Origin of the sequence: Shewanella sp. 4_MG-2023 (assembly GCF_030548015.1) — a bacterium.
Classification (GTDB): domain Bacteria; phylum Pseudomonadota; class Gammaproteobacteria; order Enterobacterales; family Shewanellaceae; genus Shewanella.
In genome coordinates this window covers 48,178-70,616 of sequence record NZ_JAUORL010000007.1, presented here as the reverse complement: position 1 = coordinate 70,616, position 22,439 = coordinate 48,178, and the positions used below count along the sequence as shown (strand labels likewise).

At 41.9% G+C, this 22,439-nt stretch carries 21 protein-coding genes; 9 read left to right on the top strand and 12 right to left on the bottom strand.

Features of this window, described 5'->3' with window-relative positions:
- Positions 1-50: 50 nt before the first annotated feature.
- Positions 51-2,090, bottom strand: coding sequence for an oligopeptidase A (gene prlC / locus Q4546_RS05650; RefSeq protein WP_303445859.1), 2,040 nt, complete (start codon positions 2,088-2,090; stop codon positions 51-53).
- A 341-nt stretch (positions 2,091-2,431) separates the two neighbouring features.
- Here prlC and Q4546_RS05645 point away from each other — a divergent pair, with 341 nt between their 5' ends.
- The 3 genes from Q4546_RS05645 (at position 2,432) to gorA (ending at position 5,376) form a co-directional block, all read left to right on the top strand.
- Complete coding sequence (locus Q4546_RS05645; protein WP_102439375.1) at positions 2,432-3,154, top strand: hypothetical protein; 723 nt, start codon at positions 2,432-2,434, stop codon at positions 3,152-3,154.
- A 123-nt stretch (positions 3,155-3,277) separates the two neighbouring features.
- Positions 3,278-3,832: a hypothetical protein gene (locus Q4546_RS05640; RefSeq protein ID WP_303445858.1), complete on the top strand. Its 555-nt coding sequence runs from the start codon at positions 3,278-3,280 to the stop codon at positions 3,830-3,832.
- 188 nt (positions 3,833-4,020) lie between these two features.
- Entirely contained in the window at positions 4,021-5,376 is a 1,356-nt protein-coding gene (gene gorA / locus Q4546_RS05635; protein WP_102439373.1) for a glutathione-disulfide reductase, read from the top strand.
- Positions 5,377-5,476: 100 nt separating this feature from the next.
- On the opposite strand, the gene Q4546_RS05630 is transcribed toward gorA, so the two are convergent.
- Complete coding sequence (locus tag Q4546_RS05630) at positions 5,477-6,118, bottom strand: TetR/AcrR family transcriptional regulator (RefSeq protein WP_102439372.1); 642 nt, start codon at positions 6,116-6,118, stop codon at positions 5,477-5,479.
- Between the two features lie 121 nt (positions 6,119-6,239).
- On the opposite strand from Q4546_RS05630, the gene Q4546_RS05625 reads away from it, so the two are divergent.
- Positions 6,240-7,106, top strand: coding sequence for a LysR family transcriptional regulator (locus tag Q4546_RS05625; RefSeq protein WP_102439371.1), 867 nt, complete (start codon positions 6,240-6,242; stop codon positions 7,104-7,106).
- Positions 7,107-7,209: 103 nt separating this feature from the next.
- On the opposite strand, the gene Q4546_RS05620 is transcribed toward Q4546_RS05625, so the two are convergent.
- Positions 7,210-7,563, bottom strand: a complete 354-nt coding sequence (locus Q4546_RS05620; protein ID WP_102530965.1) for a cytochrome c3 family protein — start codon at positions 7,561-7,563, stop codon at positions 7,210-7,212.
- Positions 7,564-7,591: 28 nt separating this feature from the next.
- Positions 7,592-9,112, bottom strand: coding sequence for a flavocytochrome c (locus Q4546_RS05615; RefSeq protein WP_102439370.1), 1,521 nt, complete (start codon positions 9,110-9,112; stop codon positions 7,592-7,594).
- Between the two features lie 349 nt (positions 9,113-9,461).
- Here Q4546_RS05615 and Q4546_RS05610 point away from each other — a divergent pair, with 349 nt between their 5' ends.
- The gene (locus Q4546_RS05610) at positions 9,462-10,199 is read left to right on the top strand and encodes a hypothetical protein (RefSeq protein WP_102520416.1); all 738 of its coding nucleotides are present in this window, start codon (positions 9,462-9,464) and stop codon (positions 10,197-10,199) included.
- The gene (locus Q4546_RS05605) at positions 10,199-10,879 is read left to right on the top strand and encodes a type 1 glutamine amidotransferase (RefSeq protein ID WP_303445856.1); all 681 of its coding nucleotides are present in this window, start codon (positions 10,199-10,201) and stop codon (positions 10,877-10,879) included. The genes Q4546_RS05610 and Q4546_RS05605 overlap by 1 nt, the downstream gene beginning before the upstream one ends.
- 31 nt (positions 10,880-10,910) lie before the next feature.
- Here Q4546_RS05605 and Q4546_RS05600 read toward each other — a convergent pair whose 3' ends face one another.
- Positions 10,911-12,638 carry a diguanylate cyclase gene (locus Q4546_RS05600; RefSeq protein ID WP_303445855.1) on the bottom strand — a complete coding sequence of 576 codons (1,728 nt, stop codon included), beginning with the start codon at positions 12,636-12,638 and terminating at the stop codon, positions 10,911-10,913.
- Between the two features lie 373 nt (positions 12,639-13,011).
- Between Q4546_RS05600 and Q4546_RS05595 the strand changes: the two genes are divergently transcribed.
- Positions 13,012-13,482, top strand: coding sequence for a hypothetical protein (locus Q4546_RS05595; protein ID WP_102475976.1), 471 nt, complete (start codon positions 13,012-13,014; stop codon positions 13,480-13,482).
- A gap of 109 nt (positions 13,483-13,591) precedes the next feature.
- Here the strand turns inward: Q4546_RS05595 and Q4546_RS05590 are convergent, their stop codons facing one another.
- From Q4546_RS05590 to Q4546_RS05580, 3 genes are all read right to left on the bottom strand, one after another.
- On the bottom strand, positions 13,592-15,370 hold the full coding sequence (locus tag Q4546_RS05590) for a flotillin family protein (protein ID WP_303445854.1): 1,779 nt from the start codon (positions 15,368-15,370) through the stop codon (positions 13,592-13,594).
- Positions 15,371-15,458: 88 nt separating this feature from the next.
- Positions 15,459-16,103 carry an OB-fold-containig protein gene (locus tag Q4546_RS05585; RefSeq protein WP_102475978.1) on the bottom strand — a complete coding sequence of 215 codons (645 nt, stop codon included), beginning with the start codon at positions 16,101-16,103 and terminating at the stop codon, positions 15,459-15,461.
- A gap of 261 nt (positions 16,104-16,364) precedes the next feature.
- Positions 16,365-17,897: a DUF3612 domain-containing protein gene (locus Q4546_RS05580; RefSeq protein ID WP_102475979.1), complete on the bottom strand. Its 1,533-nt coding sequence runs from the start codon at positions 17,895-17,897 to the stop codon at positions 16,365-16,367.
- A gap of 202 nt (positions 17,898-18,099) precedes the next feature.
- On the opposite strand from Q4546_RS05580, the gene Q4546_RS05575 reads away from it, so the two are divergent.
- Positions 18,100-18,612, top strand: a complete 513-nt coding sequence (locus tag Q4546_RS05575) for a malate synthase (RefSeq protein WP_241901072.1) — start codon at positions 18,100-18,102, stop codon at positions 18,610-18,612.
- Between the two features lie 173 nt (positions 18,613-18,785).
- Here Q4546_RS05575 and Q4546_RS05570 read toward each other — a convergent pair whose 3' ends face one another.
- Together Q4546_RS05570 and dmeF are read right to left on the bottom strand one after the other, a co-directional pair.
- On the bottom strand, positions 18,786-19,202 hold the full coding sequence (locus Q4546_RS05570) for a MarR family winged helix-turn-helix transcriptional regulator (RefSeq protein WP_102439355.1): 417 nt from the start codon (positions 19,200-19,202) through the stop codon (positions 18,786-18,788).
- A complete protein-coding gene (dmeF, locus tag Q4546_RS05565; protein ID WP_303445853.1) occupies positions 19,202-20,212 on the bottom strand; it encodes a CDF family Co(II)/Ni(II) efflux transporter DmeF in 1,011 nt (336 codons plus the stop codon). The genes Q4546_RS05570 and dmeF overlap by 1 nt, the downstream gene beginning before the upstream one ends.
- 286 nt (positions 20,213-20,498) lie before the next feature.
- Here dmeF and Q4546_RS05560 point away from each other — a divergent pair, with 286 nt between their 5' ends.
- Positions 20,499-21,440 (top strand): YeiH family protein, encoded by a 942-nt coding sequence (locus Q4546_RS05560; protein ID WP_102475981.1) that lies wholly within the window; start codon positions 20,499-20,501, stop codon positions 21,438-21,440.
- A gap of 39 nt (positions 21,441-21,479) precedes the next feature.
- Here the strand turns inward: Q4546_RS05560 and Q4546_RS05555 are convergent, their stop codons facing one another.
- On the bottom strand, positions 21,480-21,698 hold the full coding sequence (locus Q4546_RS05555) for a hypothetical protein (protein ID WP_102439350.1): 219 nt from the start codon (positions 21,696-21,698) through the stop codon (positions 21,480-21,482).
- 92 nt (positions 21,699-21,790) lie between these two features.
- Positions 21,791-22,432: a paraquat-inducible protein A gene (locus Q4546_RS05550; protein ID WP_102520420.1), complete on the bottom strand. Its 642-nt coding sequence runs from the start codon at positions 22,430-22,432 to the stop codon at positions 21,791-21,793.
- Between the last annotated feature and the right edge of the window lie 7 nt (positions 22,433-22,439).

Below are 22,439 nucleotides of genomic sequence, written 5' to 3'. Positions count from 1 at the left end.
GTGCCCTAAGGCACCCTTGAAATAGTCATAACTCTCGAAAGCTTAACTCACTAGGCGTTAATACCTGAGTGACGCAATAGTGCATCGGTATTAGGTTCACGACCCATAAAGCGTACAAATAAGGTCATTGGCTCTTCACTGCCACCCATTTCTAAGATGTTATTTAAGAAGCTTTTACCGGTTTCAGGGTTAAAAATACCTTCGTCTTCAAAACGAGAAAACGCATCTGCCGATAATACTTCAGCCCATTTATAGCTGTAGTAACCCGCGGCATAACCACCAGCAAAAATGTGCGCAAAACCATGTTGAAAACGATTAAATGCAGGTGGAACATTCACTGCAACTTGGCTACGAACTTCATCTAAAATCCCCTGAATGTCAGCGCCTTTAGCTGCATCAAACTCATGGTGCATTCTAAAATCAAACAATGAGAACTCAAGTTGGCGTAACATCATCATCCCAGATTGAAAGTTCTTTGCTGCCAGCATTTTATCCAATAAAGCTTTTGGTAATGGCTCGCCGGTTTCAAAATGACCTGAAATTTTCGCTAATGCCTCTTCTTGCCAGCACCAGTTTTCCATAAACTGACTTGGCAGCTCTACCGCATCCCAAGGCACACCATCGATTCCTGATACGCCGCCCACTTCAATTTGAGTCAGCATATGGTGAATACCATGACCAAATTCATGGAATAAGGTGGTCACTTCATCATGGGTGAATAAAGCAGGTTTACCGTCTACTGGGCCATTAAAGTTACAGGTTAAATAGGCCACAGGCTTTTGCAAACCTGTGGATGTAACGCGGCGACCACGACAGTCATCCATCCAAGCGCCGCCGCGTTTGCCGCTGCGAGCGTATAAATCTAGGTAGAAACTGCCACGATGGACTTTATCAGCATCATAAATGTGGAAGAAACGCACATCATCATGCCACTTATCAAACTCATGTTGCTCTTCAATGGTTAAGCCAAACAGGCGTGACACTGTGTAGAACAAGCCTGATAGCACTGTGTTTTCAGGAAAATATGGACGTAGTAGTTCTTGAGAAACTTCGTACTTGTGGTGCTGTAATTTTTCTGCGTAGAAACTTAAGTCCCACGATGCCATTTCAGTCACATCATAATGCTCTTTAGCGAAAGCTTTTAACTCAGCAAGTTCAGCTTTGGCTTGATCTTTTGAGCGTAGGGCTAATTCATTTAAAAATGACAATACTTGACTAGGATCATTGGCCATTTTAGTTGCTAAAGATTTATCAGCATAGCTGTCAAAACCCAATAGCTGGGCTAACTCATGACGCAACGACAAGATTTCGTCCATATTGGCACTGTTATCAAATTCGCCTGCATTGGGGCCTTGATCCGATGCGCGGGTGACAAATGCGCGATAGCATTCTTCACGTAATTGACGATTTTCGCTGTAGGTCATTACCGGTAAATATGAAGGGAAGTCTAGCGTAAATAACCAGCCTTGTAGCTCTTTGGCCTCTGCCATTGCTTTAGCTGCCGCAATAGCTGAATCAGGTAAACCCGCTAATTCAGTGTCATCGGTAATCAGCTTAGTCCATGCTTGGGTTGCATCAAGCAGTTGATTTGAAAAATTACTGGTAAGCTCTGATAGGCGTTTTACTATTTCGCCATAGCGCAGTTTTTGCTCATCATTTAAGCCAATACCCGATAACTCAAAGTCACGTAAACTATGGGTCAGTAAGGTTTGCTGCGGGGTAGTAAGCTTTGCAAAACCGTCAGATTGTTGCAATGATTTATAAGCTTGGTATAACCCTTGGTGCTGACCCACAAAAGTGCCATATTCAGATAATAACGGTAAGCATGCATCGTGCGCTTCGCGCCATTCATCAGTGCTAACCACTGAGTTCATGTGTGATACTGGCGACCAAATTTTGCTTAATTGATCGTCCACTTCTTCAAGGGGGGCAATTAAGTTTTCCCAAGTGTAAACAGAGTTATTGCTTAGCACTTGTTCAATTTTACTTCGACAAGTTGCAATAGCCTGCTCAACTGCTGGCTGGATATGCTCCGCTTTGATTTTCGAAAACTGCGGCAGTTCAGTGTCACTTAGCAATGGGTTGCTCATCTTTGATTCCTCGGGAAGTCGATTCAATATCACCTTCATTGTTAATAGGGGTTAAAGTGGCGAATTTCAAGGGTAAGCAATCATCATAAGCAGGATAAAAGCATCATAGTGACCAACCATTGTTAACCCCTAAGTGCATTAACTAAATGCCAGCAGCGCAATTATCACTCACTAACTGAAAGCCAACACAATAACTGTGAATAAGATCTCAACCTCAGTCAGCCACTTTTATAAACAAATATTCGACAAGTTGATCACAAATCGTACTCGTTATCATTTTTATTTGAGAAAGTTAATGTATTCTCATTAAAAATTAATTCCTTTTGAGTCTGATACTAAATATGAAACCAACATTGTCATTGTTAGCTGTATCCCTATTGAGTATTTCCCCTTTTATGTCAGCAGCGAATGCCAGTGATGTTGCTGTCGCAGTTGATTTAGGTTGGGACTCAAAATACATCTCAGAAGGGCGTAATAACCTTGAAGATGGCGGCATCTATTGGGCTGGCGCTGCCATAGAAACGGGCAATCTAACCACTTATGCAGTTGTTGGCCGTGGTGACAGTGTTCATTACACTGAATGGAACTTTGGTGTTGAATATAGTTTGCAGCTCCATGATGACTTAGAAACCTTAATCGGCTACCAACGGCTTGAGTTTTATGGTGATGAGCGCGCTAATGATAATGAATTATTTGCTGAAATTGCCTACGTCGGCGTGCCTTGGCTAATTCCTTCACTGGCTTATACCTTTGCCACCGAGGCCAGTGGTTATTTTGTTGAACTGAGTTTACATAGCCCCTGGCAAATCAGTGAACGTTTCTCTGTTACGCCCTATGTGACTCAAGGATTTGATTTTCGCTATGCCAGCCAAGACAACGATGGTGCCAATCATTTTCAGTTCGGAGTTGAAGCGGGTTATGAAATCAGCTCAGAAATTGCTATTAGCGCCCATGTTAGTCACTCGATTGCAATGGAAGATATTAAGCAGCAAGCCCGCAATGAAGGCGTCACGGGCAGTTTAGATCAAACTTATGCAGGGGTTAATTTAAGCTTTAGTTTCTAAACCTTTAGTTTCTAAACCTTTATAAAAATAGCGTAAAAAACGCCATAGATTTATGGCGAAAGTCTACCGCATATTCTAAGCTAAGCGGGTGAACCATGACTCACTTGAAGCAAAGGAATGCTTATGACCATATTGAAAGGGATTTTCCCGCTTATTTTTGTGTTTATAATTAGCCAAATAGCGCCATTATTTATGACCATTGACTCACCTCAGGCCAACGAATTTGAGCAATTAGTCAGTAAACCGGCCAGCGAGAACAAGCAACCCAACCAAGCATCACTATCAATGAAGTCATTGCCGATGAATGTGGTACTTGATCATCAAGGTCAAGCAATCGAGCTACCCGCCACACAATCAGCGCTGGACTATTCTGCTGATGAGATGCTGCTAGAACCGTCGTCTACTCAGCAAGCAGTAAAGCGTGATACAAGCACCGCAAACAATAAAAAAGCCACCAGCAAAAATAAACCGCTCAGACTAGCAAAAAAGACCGCTAACGACCCCAGTTGTCGCTGGCTAGGTAATCGGATTAAACAACTGAGGGTGCAATTAAAAAGGCACTACTCAGAACATGTTGAAACTGAGCTATCTCATCGACAAACTGAGTGGGATTGCTTGCAATGCTCAACCTCAGGCCCAAGCCAAGAGCAATACTCCCAATGTCAGTATCGGCGCTAAACAAACCATAAAAACTTTTTAGCCACCGTAAAACCAATTCCCGACTTAAGCGGCCTAGGAGACTAGCTTGTGGCTGAATTCCGCCCTACAATGGCTGCAAATGAAATATTCTTATCCTAAGAAACCACTTGTTCGAGGTAAAAACCTCCAAATAACAAGCTGTAAAAATACAATTAGAGAGGGTTAACATGGCTCAACATTTTGACTATATCTGCCTAGGCGCAGGTAGTGGCGGTATCGCTTCAGCAAACCGTGCCGCACAGCGCGGCGCCAAGGTATTAGTAATTGAAGCCAAGCATGTTGGCGGTACCTGTGTAAATGTGGGTTGTGTACCTAAAAAAGTCATGTGGTACGGTGCTCATGTCGCTGAAGCCATGAACCTATATGCAAAAGATTATGGTTTTGATGTTACGGTAAATAAGTTTGACTGGAATACCTTAGTTGATAATCGCGAAGCATATATTAGCCGTATTCACGATGCCTATGGGCGCGGCTTTGCTAACAATAAAGTCACCTTAGTAAATGGTTACGGTCGCTTCATTAACAGTAACACTATTGAAGTGAACGGCGAGCAATACACCGCTGACCATATTACTATTGCCACTGGCGGCGCGCCGACTATTCCTAACATTCCTGGTGCTGAATACGGTATTGACTCTGACGGTTTCTTTGCTTTACGTGAACAACCTAAACGCGTTGCTGTTGTTGGTGCTGGTTACATTGCGGTAGAAGTTGCCGGTGTATTACACGCCCTTGGCAGCGAAACCCATTTATTAGTGCGCAAACACGCCCCGCTACGTAATTTCGACCCTATTTTAATTGAAACCTTAGTTGAAGCAATGGCAACTGATGGCCCTAAACTTCACACTCATAGTATTCCAAAATCAGTGACTAAAAATACTGATGGCAGCTTAACGTTAGAGCTTGAAAACGGTGAGTCACTCACGATTGATTGCTTAATTTGGGCCATTGGTCGCAGCCCATCAACTGGCAACATTGGTCTAGAAAATACTGATGTCACCCTAAATCCTAAAGGTTACGTGGTTACCGATGCACAGCAGAATACCACCGCAAAAGGTATTTATTGTGTTGGTGACATCATGGAAGGCGGTGTTGAACTGACGCCAGTTGCAGTTAAAGCTGGGCGCTTATTATCAGAGCGTCTATTTAACGGCATGACAGATGCCAAAATGGATTACTCGGTTATTCCTACCGTGGTATTCAGCCACCCGCCAATTGGCACTATGGGCTTAACTGAACCAGAAGCTATTGAGCAATATGGTGAAGCCAACGTTAAGGTATACAGCTCAGGCTTTACCTCTATGTACACAGCGGTTACCGCCCATCGTCAAGCTTGTAAAATGAAGCTGATTTGCGCTGGCGACACGGAAGTGGTTGTGGGGATTCACGGTATCGGTTTTGGTATGGATGAAATCTTACAAGGTTTCGGCGTAGCCATGAAAATGGGCGCAACTAAAGCTGACTTTGACGCCGTGGTAGCGATTCATCCAACTGGTGCTGAAGAGTTTGTTACCATGAGATAAGTCATCGTTCAATAATGATTTAAAGCAAAGCGAGAAGTCATTTCTCGCTTTTTTATCGCTTTTTTTAACTACAAAATCAAAATCGCTTATTTTTGACAGCTTAATGTGCAGTATGCACTTTGGTTTTCAGCCAGCTTTTAAAATCTTTTTCTGTGGGGATACGTTTTGCTGAGTGACCTAGCAATTGCGTTAACGCATAACTAAATTGATGATATAACTTAGGATCGTCATGCTGCTTATGGCCATCATCGATATTAATTACTGCGCCGCGTAAGTAATTCATCACCAACTCAACCCGGTCAAAGCCTGCCACTTCACCTATTTCACGTATGGTATTTTCATTCCAGCGATAAGACTCAGCGGTCAATTTCTCATAACGTTGACGATAATAATCGCTGCAATTATTCAGTAGAGTTTCATTGGGCAGAACCCGCTCAATGACAAAATGTTGCTCAGATAAAATACTAAACAAACGCTGGCAGTGATGGAAAATAAAACGTTGATAGGGATCGGGGTACATTGCTGTATCTGACTCAATTTGCGCTAACCACTGCTCGAACTGGGCACAGCCAACTGCCACTATCAAATCAGCCTCAGTGGTGAAGTGATTGTAGATTGTCCCTTTGGATATTTGACTTGCTTTCACCAAGTGAGAACGGCATAAATCAAAGATTTTATGTCCTTTTAAGCACCTTTGAGAAACCTCAACTAAATAGTCTCCCCGCTGATCCCAACTGCTCATCCTGACCTCGGTATACTTTATGTAAATTTATTGTTTCAACTTCACATTCAAACAATAACAAGCTTTAAGGAAACCCTATACTGAGTAATACTAATACCACTATGAACAATTGTAATAGCCAATGTTAAAAGTTGAATTGTTAGAAAGTTTTATTGCGGTTGCCGAGTGTGGCAATTTATCTAAAGCTGCAGAAAAAATTTGCCGCACCCAATCAGCTTTAAGCCTACAAATCAAAAAGCTTGAAGAAAGTGTCGGTCAAACTTTGCTACTTAGAGATAACAAAGGGGTGTCACTGACTGAATCCGGTGAAACCCTACTTAATTACGCCTATAAGATGATCCAACTCAATTCACAAATATTGGATGAACTTAAAGATAATTCCAACAAACAAACTATTCGCTTTGGCGTCCCAACTGATTACATTAAACGTTATTTAAATAGTTGTTTATTAGAATTTATTCGTGAATTTACCCGCATTGAATTAGTGATCGATACCGATGTTAGCGGCAACTTATATAAGCGGCTGCAACAGGGTGAATTTGATGTGATTGTGGCCACCCACTGGCAGGCTCCCGTTAATGGTGAGTTGTTATTTGAACGCCAATTTCATTGGGTCGCAGCTAAAAATGGCAATGCCCATTTGCACAGTACCATTCCAATGGCGCTGTATCCTGAAAACTGCCCAATTCGAGCGCAAGTTTTTGCTAATCATCAATTATCGATGCGACCAATCAATGTATTGCTGTCTTCACCCTCACCTAATGCGCTGTGCATGGCGGTGGAAAATGACTTAGCCATTGCCCCTATTGCTGAATTTCGCATTAACGATAAGATGCAAATATTGGATCCTATTGAGCATGGTTTGCCGCCATTGCCGGTATTTAATGAGTCGGTGTACGTTAATCCAGAAACTCAAAGCCCTGTCACGGAGCAATTAGTCAACTTGATCAAAGCCAATGTGGTATCACTGGCATCTGCAAAGGTTTAACCCTCTCTTAAAACGTCTTTTTAAACACCTGCTACCGAAATAAAAACATAAAAAAGGAGCGATAAACGCTCCTTTTGTTTGGGGATAACACTAAGCTGTAAGCTTATTCTTTATGCTTGCCGTACTCAAAGGTGTGACAATTACTGCACAGTGGCTTTTTCGCTTTATGCTCGCTGTGACACTCTTGGCAAGGTAGCTCTTTACCATAGTGCAGATTGTTATGCGGGTTTTGCCACTTATCTTCTTCACTGCGAGCAGTTTGTTCAGCTAAATCATCTACATTGTGGCACGCTAAACACGATTCATCAGATGGATATTGCTTCATGCCTTGGTCATGGCACGCTTTACAATCTTTACCGATAACGTCTTTATGGTAGTCACGTATTTCTACTGCTTGAGCTGATAAGCTGGCGAAACTAAGCATAGCCAGTGCAAGCATAATCTTTAATGTTTTCATCAATAATTCCTCTTGTTTACTTGCTATGTTAAGCATTCATCATGCTACGAGCGGCAGTCATACCCATCACCATACATTCAGGTATCGAACAACTTCCTAAACGGCTGACCCCATGGATCCCACCACACACTTCACCTGCAGCAAATAAACCTGTTATCGCTTGTCCTGTGAAACTGTCTTTCACTTCAGCTTTAGTAGTAATTTGCACTCCACCTTGGCAGTAATGCACTTTTGGCCATAAACGCACCACGGTAAATGGTGCTTCAATGTACTTACCAGCAGCCTTGGTCATGTTCTTACCAAACTGCTTATCCTCACCAGATTTAACATATTGATTATATTCTTTAATCTGCGCTTTGAGTGCTTTAAGTGGCACATTGAAATGGGTCGCTAATTCATCAACCGACTCAAACTTCCAACCGACGTTATACTTAATCACCTTCTTGGTATTTGGATGCTTTTTAGAATCCTTATAGCTGGTGATCAGCAATGGAGGATATGGATTACCTTGCTCGTCACGACAACTTAACTCAGCATCGGCGCGTGTTTTACGGTCCGCAATTTCATTCATGAAACGCTTACCGGTTAAGCGGTTTACCGCCATTGAATGTGGGAAATTATAAATTGAGTAGTTAGACACATAGCCAAAACCCCCTTCATCAGGAGATGCCCATGGGCCAGATTGAATATGAGCTAAATGAACTGGCACCGCGCCTAAGCGGAACATTTCGTACATGCCTTCACCTGTTGCGCCGGGTGCGTTGGTACAACCCACTTCAGCAGTAAGTGTTGGATCTTGCGCCATACGTAAATTAACATTTTGAGCAAAACCACCAGTGGCCATGATCACCCCACGTTTCGCTCTCACATTAATCACTTTGCCTGGTTGGTCTTCTTCAAAGTGATAGTTTTGACGCATTTTAACGCCTAATACTTCACCTTTTTCACCGACTAAGAAGCCTTCAAACTTCGAACGGTTGTGGGTGTTAACACCTAACTCGCGGCATTTTTTAAGTAATGGCTGAGTGATCCCCGCGCCGCAACTTACGGTTGTTTGATAAGTACGAGCTACTGAGTGACCACCAAGTTGTTGTAAATACGGATGATATTCAGAACCTGCATCTAAGGTCATTTGCAGTGCTTCAACAGCATGCTCTGCTACATGACGTAACAAGGCTTCATCTGCAATACCACGACCTGCTTTCATTTGATCGGCCACCATGCGCTCAACTGAATCGTCAACGCCTTCTTGTTGCTGCATTGGCGTTCCCGGCGCAGCAAACAGGCCGCCATTAATGGCGGAGTTACCACCAAAGTAGGACATCTTTTCAAAAATATGCACATCTTTGGCGCCAAGCTTTTTCGCTTCGATTGCTGCTGCTAATCCGGCAAAGCCCGAACCAATAATCACAATTTCAAATTCTTCATCCCACTTAACACCTGCAGCTTTTTCTGATACTGCCATCGCAGGAGCAACCATTGCCGCGCCAGCTGCTACGCCTAAACCCGTGATAAATTTACGGCGTCCCAATAAGTCTATTTTAGTCATCGGTCATCACCCTTTTGTTTTGATTGACACCGATATAATAGAACTGGAATCGATTCCAAAATGGGAACCAATGTTAAATTATGTCGAAAGTGGTTACTTTTATGTCACTAATCAATTGTAGGTAGAGTTTTCAGGAAAAATGTAATGAGTAAATCATTTTGGAATGAGTTCCAAAAAACATAACCTTTATTTCACAGCGTACTGAACTGGGCAGCTTGTAACTAAGCTGTTAATACTAATTGTTTTTAGGTAACATTGTCTTTGAGGACGACCTCAGCAATTGCGCACAAGCCACAATTGATACCATAAGGGGACGGCCCCATCTGATAAACACAGATAGGAGCCCAAGATGTTCAAACCTCATTTTATTCTCGCCATCATTACGCTATTAGTCAGTCTATTCAATCCAGCACAAGCTACTGAGCAACCATCATCCCATTATGGCATCCACGGTATGACGTTATTTGGCGGTGAAGATGGCCTGTTTGCCTCACACTTACCCATGTACCACCAACCCCACAACGTGCAGATGATCATGCAGTTTCACTTTGTCGACATTCAAGTTGATAACGCAGTAAAAAAACGGCTGCAACAGCAGGCAACCCAGCCGCAACAACTATGGACTATTGTGCCGCAGCCATTTGATTTGATGACGCTAAAACCCACCATCGATAATGCGTTACCTCAGTTAACCATTGACGTGGTTGAAGGCCACTTTGAACGTGGTGGTGTCAGTCAATTCTTCGAGCAAGCCATTATGATTGATAAAATCATGTTGTTTTCGACCTTAGATATGCAACAAGGCCAACCAAAATCCAGCATTACTGATTATCTTAATATTGCTGCAAGCCCCACTAGCCCCAACCAGTTTTTAATTAAACGCTTAGAAAGTAGGCCTGAAGCCGACCATTTATTGCGGGTAACCAGCCATGACTTATCTGATATATCTCAAATCACTGTAGCAACGAGCTCAATGCATCCATCTGTCACTGAGATTATTGCAGCGCTTAATGAGCAAACAAATCAGCCACAATTACAACAAGGTGATGTTATTGAAGTCTATCTTGAGACTGGCGAGTTACAGTAATGGCCGCATTATCACTAGCGGCGATCAAACACCACAGCGCTGAAGGCCCGGGGCGTATTCAAGATTGGTGTGACAGTCACGGCCATCAGCTAACCTGTTTTATGGCGCCTTTAGGCGCGCTGCCTAAGTTAACTAATTTTGATGGGCTAATTATTTTAGGCGGGCCTACGGATGTGGCAAATAACCCGGCATGGATGCAGGCCGAGCTTGAATTAATAAAGGATGCTATCGACATTGATATGCCGATTTTAGCCATTTGCTTAGGCGCGCAACTATTAGCCACAGCCCTGGGAGCCAGCCTGTATAAATTAGAACAGCCCGAACTCGGCTGGCATGAGGTTAAGCTGTTATCAAACGGATTAGTCTCTGAAACACTAATGGTGCCTCAATGGCATTTTTATGGGTTTGATTTTAATCAGCAAGCCCAAGAAAACAAGCCTATGAAACAAGTCAGTATTGAAGCCAGTTCAGTACTATGTCACCAGCAAGCCTTTCGCCACCAGCGTCAATTAGGGCTGCAGTTTCATCCCGAGTGGCATGAGCTACAAATACACGCCTTAATTGAACACTTTAAAGATGATTGCCCATTCGATACAGAAACTAAGCCGCTATTGCAGCAGCAATTAGCGCTGTGGTTTATGTCATTATTGGACTCAATGTTTAAGCCTAATGACCACTAAGATTTTGTCGCTAGATTCTGCATTAACGATACTAGCACTGGCTAATAGTAATGTTGGGTATTAGTGGCTTATCTTTTTTCTTTTCCTGTTTGTGTTTATACATTCGTTGATCCGCTAGTGATAAGCACTCTGATTGATTTGCTGTTTCAAAGCTTGTGGCAATACCAAAACTTAAACCTATATTCTTCCACCTAGTTCGCTGTAATTCCTGCTCTGTTTTGAGCAGTGCTACTGACAATTGCGAAATCACTGAAGCTGTTTGTTGAAGATTTGTAATTTCAGCCACCAAAATAAACTCATCACCTCCAGATCTGAAAATAGTTCCCAAACCTTGAAGTTTTTGTTGAATAAGATTGACTGTGGAAATTAATAATTTATCGCCTTCATCATGGCCAAATGTATCGTTAATCTCTTTAAAACCATCAAGATCAATAAATGTTAGACAATAGCCCCCAGTTAGCTTGGCGAGCTTTTCATTTTGAGCATAGCGATTGCCTATTTTTGTTAATGGGTCTATCCGAGAAATAGTATAACTGCGATGATAGTCCTTCTGTTTTATTTGCAACCATTCAGTCAATGATAACAAAATACAAATACAATCAATTGTTAATGCAACTTGCACAATCAATTCTGTAGAGATATTCCAATCAAGTTTTAGGGCATGAGATAAAACATAAGCAAACAGAGACAAGCCATATAACAGGTTACCTATTAAATAATATTTGGCTTTAAAATCCAAAGTGGTGAGCATAAAGATGCCTGTCCCGATACTTATTGGGATCCATACAGCTGCAATAATATGGGATATTAAGAAGCTGTTATTAAAGGATAGAAAAGGCATCAATAAGCCAAGAGTAACGCTGACTATTGATAATAAATTAAATAGCTTTGCGAATTTACTATGCTCCTGAGGGCAATTAAACAGTAGCTTAGTAAATTGACTTGCAGAAGCGATAGCAAACGGAAATATCATGATGCCAATATAAACAGGGTTAAAAGCGCTGACACTAAACAGCTGCCCGAAACTTCCAGAGGCAACAAGCCAACCTAAACCATGAAAACCAACATATCCGGCGCAGGCTAAGGTCACTAAATATCGGGTTCTGAAATAGATAAAACATGCAATTAAAGCGAGTGTAATCATCACCGAGAAAGCCATAGTATTAATGCTATTGGTAATAAATTGTTTGTTATAGAAAGCCGCTTTACTATAAATATTAACGTCTACCGGTGTGGCGAATTTTTTGGCTTGTATAAAAATCCACAGTACACCACGCTCTTGTTGACTCAACATCAGTGAGAAGGTTTGTGAATGAGCTAATTTAGGGTTTGTACCAGTTATTTGCCCAAAGCTTGCTAAAGCAACAACTTCACCTTGCTCTGACTGCCAATATGCAGTCCCTATGTCTAAGTAATTTGTATATAAATTCACAAACCGAGTGTGCTGAATATCACGACTATTGGCTAGTGGTATCCTTGCCACAAAAGCCCCGTTTCCTCCCAAGGTAGAAGTCACTTGCTTGGCATCGGCATATAAGAGCACTAGATCGGTAAATCGAGGATCTGAAATCAGGGGCGAAGTTTTATACCAGAGATTTTCCTCAACAATTTCAATTTTATCGCGTTCATCTAACGTAACATAAGGGCTAGCACTTACCGTACCAACGGCAAGTGAGATAAGAAAACAAACAAAAAGTGCGGTAATTCTTGCTATATTATTGATAAAATTTAGTCCTTTAAATTTATTTTTATTCCGCATAACATACGTGTTATTAAATTTAATTGTAGCTGCTAATTATATATTTCGTAGCGGAAACCTTTTACTTTGTTAAGCTCTAATAATGGTTTTATTCCTAATCAGTTAACTCTACGCTCTATGCCACCATGAAACGTTAGCCAGCTCAAAAATTAACAGTTAAATAAAACGCTCACAAACCAGACTATTACAACAAGCTCATCCCAAACAAAATTTGCGGTAGATCTTCACTTTCTATTATCTATTACGCTAAGCTAACTACCAACAAAATACTGAATTATAATGGAATAATATAAAAAGCTATTTTAGATGAGTACGGCTCAGTTGCCAGTTGATTACTCTTCATAACAATAATAAAAGTAAGGACACATAGAACATGTACCAGAATAAACAAGCTATCGCATTAGGAACTCTAGTATTTATGACCTTCACAGGGGTCATCATATTGATCTTAGCCTTGTGGGCTTGGCCAAAATACAACGTCTACAAAATGGAACTCAATGGACAGGCAGCGTTAAAAGAAGCCCAATGGTCAAAACAGATCCTTATTGAAGAATCCAAAGCCAGAGAACAAGCAGCTTTAATGCAAGCTAAAGCGAGAGTCACACTTGCCGAAGCAGAAGGTAAGGCGCTAATTGTTCGAGCAAAATCTGAGGGCGCAGCTGATATCGAACTTGCCAAGGCTGCAGCAGAAGCCAACAAGATCATTGGTGAATCATTAAAAGATAATGAAGCTTACTTACGTTATATCTGGATAAAAGGCTTACAAGACGGCAGTGGCGAGCGGATTTATATTCCTACCGAAGCGGGAATGCCAATTTTAGAAGCTGGCAAAGCTGGAAGCTAAATAATTTGCTGTAATTTCAGTGTTCAATATACTCAAGAGAAAACAAAAAAGAGGATTATTAATCCTCTTTTTTAGGTTTAGATGCTAGCCCAAGTCTGAGCTAGTACAGTTAATTAGCCTTCGGCGCTAAAGCCTCTGAATTTTTACTACCATTTGCTGTTACTGGAGGCATATTACTTTGCTTAATTGCGCTGCGAGTTGTATCAGTTAAGAAGTTTTCACCACTCACTAAGTCATTTAACGTGCCAGATTTTGAGTCTACCAACCCAAGCTCTTGCAGCATTGAGTCTACCAGTGGTGCATTGGCACGATAATTAAGCGCTGCCGAGGTAATTTGCTCCGCCATACCTGACGTTCCTGTTGCTACGCTAGCATCGTTACCAGGCCCAGCACCATGGTAGCCTTGAAGAATCTTAATACCATCTATATTTTCTAAAGGTTTAACGGCATTAGCCACGATTTCAGGCAGCACTTTTAATATCGCGAGGGCTTTTTGCAGCTCAATTTGCTCATCTTTCAAGGTGTTTTCAGCTTCATACAAAGCTTGTTTACCAGCAGCTTCTACAGCAAACACTTTTTCATCTGCTTCTGCTCGCAGTTTCTTTGAATCTGAATCTGCTCTTGCTTCAGTTAATATCGCAATGGCTCTATCTTCAGCAGCTTGTTTCTCTGCCGCAGCTTGAACTGTCACCCCGACAGCTTCTCGCTCAGCTTCTTTCTTAGCGTCAATCACTTCAATTTCTTTACGACGGTTTGCTTCAGCAACCTGTCTTGCAGTAATAACCGCTTCTTCTTTTTCCACTTTGTCTTTTTCAGCACCTGCAGCTTTGGTTCTTGCTGCTGACTCTTCTTCTGACTTCACTGCGACAGCAATTTGCTTATCTTGTTCAGACACTTCAATGTCGCGCTGTTGTTGAATTTGCGCCTGAGCAAGAGCCCTTTTCTTATCAATTTGACGAGTTTCAATGTCTTTTGATTTCTCAATTTCAGCGGCTTCAATGGCTTGTTCTTTTGCAATTTCAGCTTCACGCTCTTCACGCTCATTACTCTCACGGGTTTTGGCAATTTCAGCTTTTTGATCCGCACGTTTAAAAGCAATTATTTGCTCTTGGTTTAGACGTGCTTCCTCTTCTTCTTTCTTAATTTCTAGAGATTGGCGCTCAGCTTCTAAGTTTCTGCGCTGGATTTTTACGCGGTTTTCTTGTTCAATATCATTGGTTTCTTTACGTTTTTCTTCAATGATTTTAGCCAGTCTTGCGCGACCTTCAGCATCAAAGGCATTATTTTCATTAAAGAATTGCAGGTCAGTTTGGTCAAATCCTGTTAGTGATACTGACTCCAGTTCTAAACCATTTTTCTCTAGATCATTAGCAACACTTTGTTGTACTTTTTGCACAAAGTCAGTTCGTTGTTCATGCATTTCGGTCATGGTCATTTCAGCAGCAACAGCGCGTAATACATCAACGAACTTTGACTCCATTAGCTTCTTAAGCTCTTCCACACGCATGGTTCTTGTACCCAGCGTTTGCGCTGCCATAGAAATGCCTTCTTGGCTTGGGGCCACACGCAAATAAAAATCTGCTTTAACGTCCACTCGCATTCTGTCTTTGGTGATCAACGCATCTTTTTGGGTTTTCTCGACTTCAATACGTAAGGTATTCATATTGACTGGAATGGTTTCATGCAACACAGGTAGGCAAATAGTACCGCCGTCTTTTACGACTTTTTCGCCACCAAAACCGGTACGTACAAAGGCAATTTCTTTTGAGGCGCGAATGTATAATTTAGCGAAGATTAATCCGATGGTGATAAAAGCAAGGACTGCTATACCGGCCATGATTAAGATAAACATGGTATTTGAACTTGAAGATATTTCTAGGGCGTCCATTTCTATTCCTTTAATAATTACAAATGATGGTTCTATCCGTGATTTAATTTTTGAAGCTTATTGATATTTCAGTGTTGAAACTTATTGCTTAAAACGGCTCAAGCCTAGCGACTAGCCAAATACTGCCAGACTTACGTAGCAATACGACCTGTTCATTTTGACTAAAGCTTTCTTCTGCGAATTCTGGCGCCACCATCACATAATGTTTCTGAGAATGTTGATCTACCAGTACCGCTTCTGCAGGACTATTTAGTTTGGCGGTGCCGACTGTAATTTTGGCTGACAGACCACTAAAACTGTCTGTAGATACCGCTAGTGACTCATTTTTAGGGAGAATTCTTGCCAAAGGTCGCCCAAGTATTGAGGTACTAAAAAGACTCGCGATCAGCACTATAGGCGTACTGATTATTGGGGAGGTTAAGTGGCCAGCATAAACGTAGCTCAAGAAATTTAAACTGTAGCCTAGGAGCGTAAAGCTGGTTAACAACAGCACTAACCAAATAAGTAATGGCAACTTATTAAGGCAAAGCCAACCCAGTAACGGCGTTAACCCTGTTTGAGCAACATCAATGCCTGCATCAAAATCTAAATCGATTGGGGATATGTGATCTAACAGGCTGGAAATACTGAAACCAATGACTAAGCCAACTCCCTCTAAAACAGCTAGGGTCAGCACTAAAGTCAATGCTATCGCATAGGGTGTATTGGCATTGATTAATAAAAATTCGAGCATAACTGTATTCCTTTACAGCAAACACCAAGCATCTAAATAGCGAATAGATGGTGTTAAATGAGGGTTTAAAGTCGTTTTGCATTAAAACGCTATTAACTCTCCAAAATTCAAGATTAACAACAATATCAGAACAAAAGTATCAGAACAAAAGTATTTGTAAACAGTCACCTAATTGATTTATCACTCAAGTGAATCTGCAAGTGCTAGCTAAAGCGGTCAAATTGCCCTTTGCAGAGAATTTGACGCCTATTAACAACAGCGCTAGCTTTCTTCACACAAGGCTTTACCCGCAGCGTAGCAGCTTGGCTGGCGTGGACACACGGCGCCGCGAGAGCAAATCACCCGAGCATCATTGTCTATGCCGCGCTCAATCCAATTGATATTCAGAATTTTAGCCACACTGGTTAAATCAGCTTTGATGTGTTTTGGAATGGCCACCAAACCGCCATTATCAACACAGGCTTTCTTTAAATCGGCGGTAATGGATTTTGCATCCTTGCCTTGGGCTTCAATGGCAGGGTTGAGATCAATGCCCGCACATAGCACATGTGGATTGCCTGCAGAATCATCAACTTTGATTGATTCGCAACAGTAAATTCGCGGCTCGTTACCGACATTTAAAATCGAGATCTGCGCCGAGGTGCCATCAGTGCTAGGTTCATTAATTTTTCTAAACACTGCCCAGTGATGACATGGATCTTCAACAATGCGCATATTGCCCCACGGCAGTGGAATACCATTGCCACGATAAACCGCTTTTAGCTTTCCTGGCGCATAGGCATCAAAGTAATGCCAGTGTGGATAAGGTGACACTACCGTCATGCGGCGCATTGCCACTGATGCTGACACTTGCAGTTGTTTATGTACCGCAATTTCATAGCCATGACGGTCGAGTAATTGTCTAAATGGCACCTTGGGACATAATAAAGCGCCAGCAAAAAAGCTCGATTCAAAATCACGCCATGCATGCAAAATATCTTGAGCATTAAGGGTATTTGATTGCATTGAGCTGTCATCATCAATTTCTACCCGACGCCCTGAGGTCATCACACTTTTAAGGCCATCTTTATTGTGTAAAACACAATGGCCAATATGCACCGCCAAGTCATATTTTAATCGCGGTACATTGGCTTTCAGGGCTTTATTAATATAAATCGTCGCTGGCGGCTCAAAAAATGAGGTGGTTAATCGGGCTGAACTTGCGCCAGTTTCATCGATCACTTCTGTGGGGATTTCATCAATCCACTTGATTTTAAGCCCCATACTTTTAGCGATATTAAGCATTTCTTCAGCCGCTAGAGGCAGTTGTTTTTTACCAATATCTTCAGCGGCTCGTTCTAAATCTGGGAAGTGATTTTGATGATGCTCTTGATGGGCGCGAATAAGTAACTGGGCAAATTGCCTGCCTGATGTACCTGTTTGCGATAACATTTCTGGAATGGCAATTTGCAATATATCATTTGAAAACAAGAAACTAGGCTCAAGCGGCATGCCGCTAACACCGCCATGACGGCCTTTTTCAGGGGTGATTGACTGCTCTTCTGGCATGTCATCTAAAAACCATTCCACATCTTTTTGAAACACGGTTGCGATCACGGCCAGCATTCCTGCACTGGGGACACGTTTACCGCGCTCTATCATCGAAAGGTACGACACTGACGGCGCCGAGCTGGAATCCACTCGAATACATCGAGCGGATAAATCTTCCATGGTCAGGTGATTGCGTTTACGTAAATTACGAATCTTAGTGCCAAGGAAATGTGACTTTCTCATCAAGCTTTGATCATTGCGCATTTTGTAAAATTCACAGTGTAAAATTTTTATTGTGAAATTGTAGTGAAAAATACACTAGACTACAAATTAAGCAATCGGGAAACAGTGTTTGTTTTAACAAAACCCGTTTAAGCCAGTAAATGTTAAACCAGTACGCAGGGCATTAATTGCTGAAAACAACCAGCAAGTGCCGACATCAAACGAAGAGGATAAGGTTATGATTATGACTACTATGAACCACAACACAGCCGCTCACGACCTTAACAGCTTCATTGAAGAACAAATTGTGGCCACCAGCACTAATGCAGATAAAATCACCAACGCGAAAATATTTTTAGATAATAACTTTCCATTGGCTAGCGGGACTCATGCCGATGTAAGTAGCTACGTGATTTACTACACTCATCTGCTAGCATTTATGAAAGATGGCAGCCAATGTGGATTGCAAAATCCTTGTCAATTTGTGGCGTTAACTGGTCATAAAAGCGACCCAACATCTATCGTGTTAAAAAATAACGATACCCATGTTGAAGTGAGCTTTGACCGAAACGGTGAACTGGGTGCTAACGACCCAGCGCATATTGAAGATATTCAAGTGGCACTGCCGATTAAGAATTTACCGACACCTTACAAGCAATGGGTAAGCATGCTGCATTCACGTTGTTTACCAACTGAAGGTAACTGCAAAGTGTTTACCGCCAAAGATGGCAGTGACTACGCTATGCATCAGCGTTAATTGTTACTCTCTATATCGCTTAAGATAGCAAAAATAGCCCATTAAAAAAGTCCAAGCTGTATTCATACAGCTTGGACTTTTTTATTTCTGGCATTTGTACTAAAACTAAACTCAAGCTTTAAGCCAGATTCAAGCCACACCGAGTTTAGAGCTATGCCAGAGTTAAGTAAACCCTAAAACTCTTGGTTCATCTTTGCTAAGCAGCTTTGTAAAACCTGTAGATGTTCTGGGTCGATATTGCGGCTCAAGTCAGCCACTAAATCTAAATGTAATTGATTATGCTGGCGATGAATCACTTGCCCGGCTTCTGTTAACACCACCACTATCGAACGTCTATCATCGGGGTGAGCGCAGCGTTCAATTAGCTGAGCTTGGACTAATTTATCCACCTGAACAGTTAAGGTGCCAGTGGTTATCGCCAGCTTTTGCGCCAACTCCTTCATGCGTAAAGGACCATGATTGCCCAACACTTCAATGGTATGGGTTTGCGCCAGTGAATAGCCGGTTTCCTTTACCACCGATTGCTCCCAAGAAGCCATCTTGTCGTAAAATTCAGTTAGTAAGTGATTTAGGTTTTGTAGATTTTTCATTATTTAACAGGATGAACCTCAAGGGTGAGATGATTAATTTTATCAAAATTCGCCAATAATTGTTTGTATTCAGCAATGCTTTTATCAACATGAGACTCAAGAATGATAGCCGCCGAGTAATGATCGCCACTGATTTTCCATATATGCATATCTTTGATGCTGGCAAAGGGCTGTAATGCTTGTGTTATCGCCTGACGATAATGCTGATCAATATTTTCATCCAGTAACACTGGGCTAGTTTGCTTTAATAGCCCTAAGGTCCACTTACAAATCACCACAGCGCCCACCATACCCATTACCGCATCAAGCCAGTTCCAGCCATAAAACTTACCAAAAATAAGCGCCACAATAGCCAGTACTGAGGTCAATGCATCGGCTAACACATGTAAATATGCCGCCCTTAAGTTGTGATCGTGATGCGGCTTATGTTGGTGATCATGCTGATGTTCTGCTTGCGCGGTTTCATCGCGGGAATGGTTATGTGAGTGCTGATGTGAATGATGATGTGAATGATGATGTGAGTGGCTATCGGAATGAGCATGCCCGTGGGAATGATCATGGCCATGATGATGATCGCCAAGCAAGAACATGCTGACAACATTTACCGCCAAACCAATAAAGGCCACCATAATCGCTTCATTAAATTGAATATTTTGCGGGTTAAACAGACGGTGAATCGACTCTGCCATCATCAATAACGCCACTACCCCAAGCACTATCGCACTGGTGTAACCACCTAATACACTGACCTTGCCAGTACCAAAGGAAAATTTATCACTGCCAGCATGTTTTCTAGCATAGCGATAAGTAAATAAGGTGATATAAAACGCCGCAGCATGTGTGCCCATGTGCCAACCATCGGCTAGTAATGCCATTGAACCGTACATCGTACCGGCGACAATTTCTACCACCATAGCGGTAACGGTTAAGATCAACACATACAAGGTGCGCTTCTCACCTGTATTGTGCAACGAACTAAATTGATGATGATGTTGATTTAAAAATTTCAAAAGCCACCTTTGTTTGACAATCAAACTATTTGTCATAAATAGTATTTTGACCATCAAGCAATGTCAATATACTCGTGAACAATAAAGCTGTGATTTTAGCGGCGATTAACAACAGGTAGCCGTTGAAATGCAGCATAATTAAAAACTTTCAGTTCAATTTAATCGTGCCATGGCAATCTAGTTGTTACACTCAAGCATCGACGCTGCGGGCAGACTTGGTGACGGCTGTCACAAGAGTTCGCCATAAACCGCTGCAACATTTAATTTCAGAGATCATCAAAGCCTCATGACAACTGCTTTTTCTTCGCGCTTTAAACTGTGGCTATTTATTGTTGTTGGCTTAGTTTGCTTAACGCCTGTTATCTCTTCTCCTGTTGCCTTGCTAATGGGTTTCACCCTTGCCAGTATTGGCATGGTGCCAAGCCATATTGACTTAAATAAGCTCACTAAAAAGTTATTAGCCTATTCAATTGTTGGTTTAGGTTTTGGAATTAATTTACCTGAAGCGCTTGCTGCCAGTAGTCATAATCTTGGCTTAATCGTCGGCTCTATTTTTTTTACACTCATGCTCGGCATTGGTTTAACCCGATTAATGAAATTAGAAGTTAAGACGGGCCATTTAATCAGTTGCGGCACAGCGATTTGTGGCGGTAGCGCGATAGCCGCAGTCGCGCCTGCTATTAATGCTAAGAACGATCAAATTGCGGTTTCACTGGCATGTATTTTCCTACTCAACTCTGCTGCATTATTTTTATTTCCCACCATTGGCCATGCGTTATCACTTAGCCAATATGATTTTGGTGTTTGGAGTGCGATTGCCATTCACGATACTTCATCTGTGGTTGGCGCCGCCTCTGCTTATGGTGATGAAGCCCTTAAAACCGCCACTACCATTAAACTGGCTAGAGCGCTTTGGATCATTCCTATCGCGTTATTGAGTGCAATAATTTTTGACGGTGATAAATCAAAAATATCTATCCCGTATTTTATTGGCTTTTATTGCTTAGCCATTCTTATTGCTTACTTTATTCCACAAGGCCAGCCCGTTTATAACGTGCTGTTTAGCGTATCCAAGCAGTTGCTTATTGTGTGTTTGTTTTTAATTGGCGCTGGTATCACGGTCAGTAAAATGCGCGCTAATGGGCCAAAACCGTTAATGTTGGGGATCATATTATGGCTGGCGATTGGCAGTACATCACTTGGGTATATTTTATTGACGGGAGATTAACTTGAGTAGCTGTTGCGGCAATGTCTGCGCGAAATGCTGTTAAAGGTCTTGTTGGTTATTCTGCTGCTTAATAACCTCTGACTGTTCTTGCTGAATATCAGGTTTAGCTAACGCCAGTGCAATCAGGCCACTAAATGCTAGTAGCTCAATCACAGCGCGGGTTAAACCCGTTGTTTGCACCGAGGCAACAATGGCAATAATGCACAGGCAAACTATCGCGCAGGCTTTAATGATTTTTGAATTTAGCAGCCGAAACATAATAATGAGATAACAACCTTTCTGAATATGAAAGGTTATTATCGGAACTGTCAGTGTAAGCCGCCAATATCTATTTTTACTATGTTATACAATTAACGCGACGGTTTACTGGTATGACGCTTGTTAACGCTACTGGCCATTAACCAATGACTGGCAATTGAAAACACACAATAAGCACTAAAATAATAAAAGCCTATTTCAAAGTGGGCAGTGGTTGTCAATAGTTCGCCCATACCGGCAGAAGCATTGCCCGCCATATAAACTATGATTAGCGCCACCACAAATACATCTGCCATTGACCACTTTCCAATCGCACCAATGAATCTCATTAATCCATATTGCAACGGCTTAAATATTGGCAGATTGACCATCAACATAGTCAGTAACTTAATCGCCGGAAAAACGATACTGAATAAACCCACTAATGCTGCAACTAATATATTATTGGATTGATATAACTCATTGACGGTATCAACAATACTGCGGGTTTTATAAAAAACCTCTACCTCTCCTTCAATATTATCAAAGCCGAGCATACTCACCGCCATATCCAGCATACTGCGGGCATTACTGCGGTTATCTTCAGATAAGCTTTCGGTAAACATGGTCACGCCGGCTTCAACTAACTCCGACTTTTCGATGGAGCCTTGGATGGTCAAAATGGGTTGAGTCACCCCGGGAATTAATAGCGCCAGCGACAGGATTATCACAACAATGCTCAGTAGCGACTTCATCTACAAC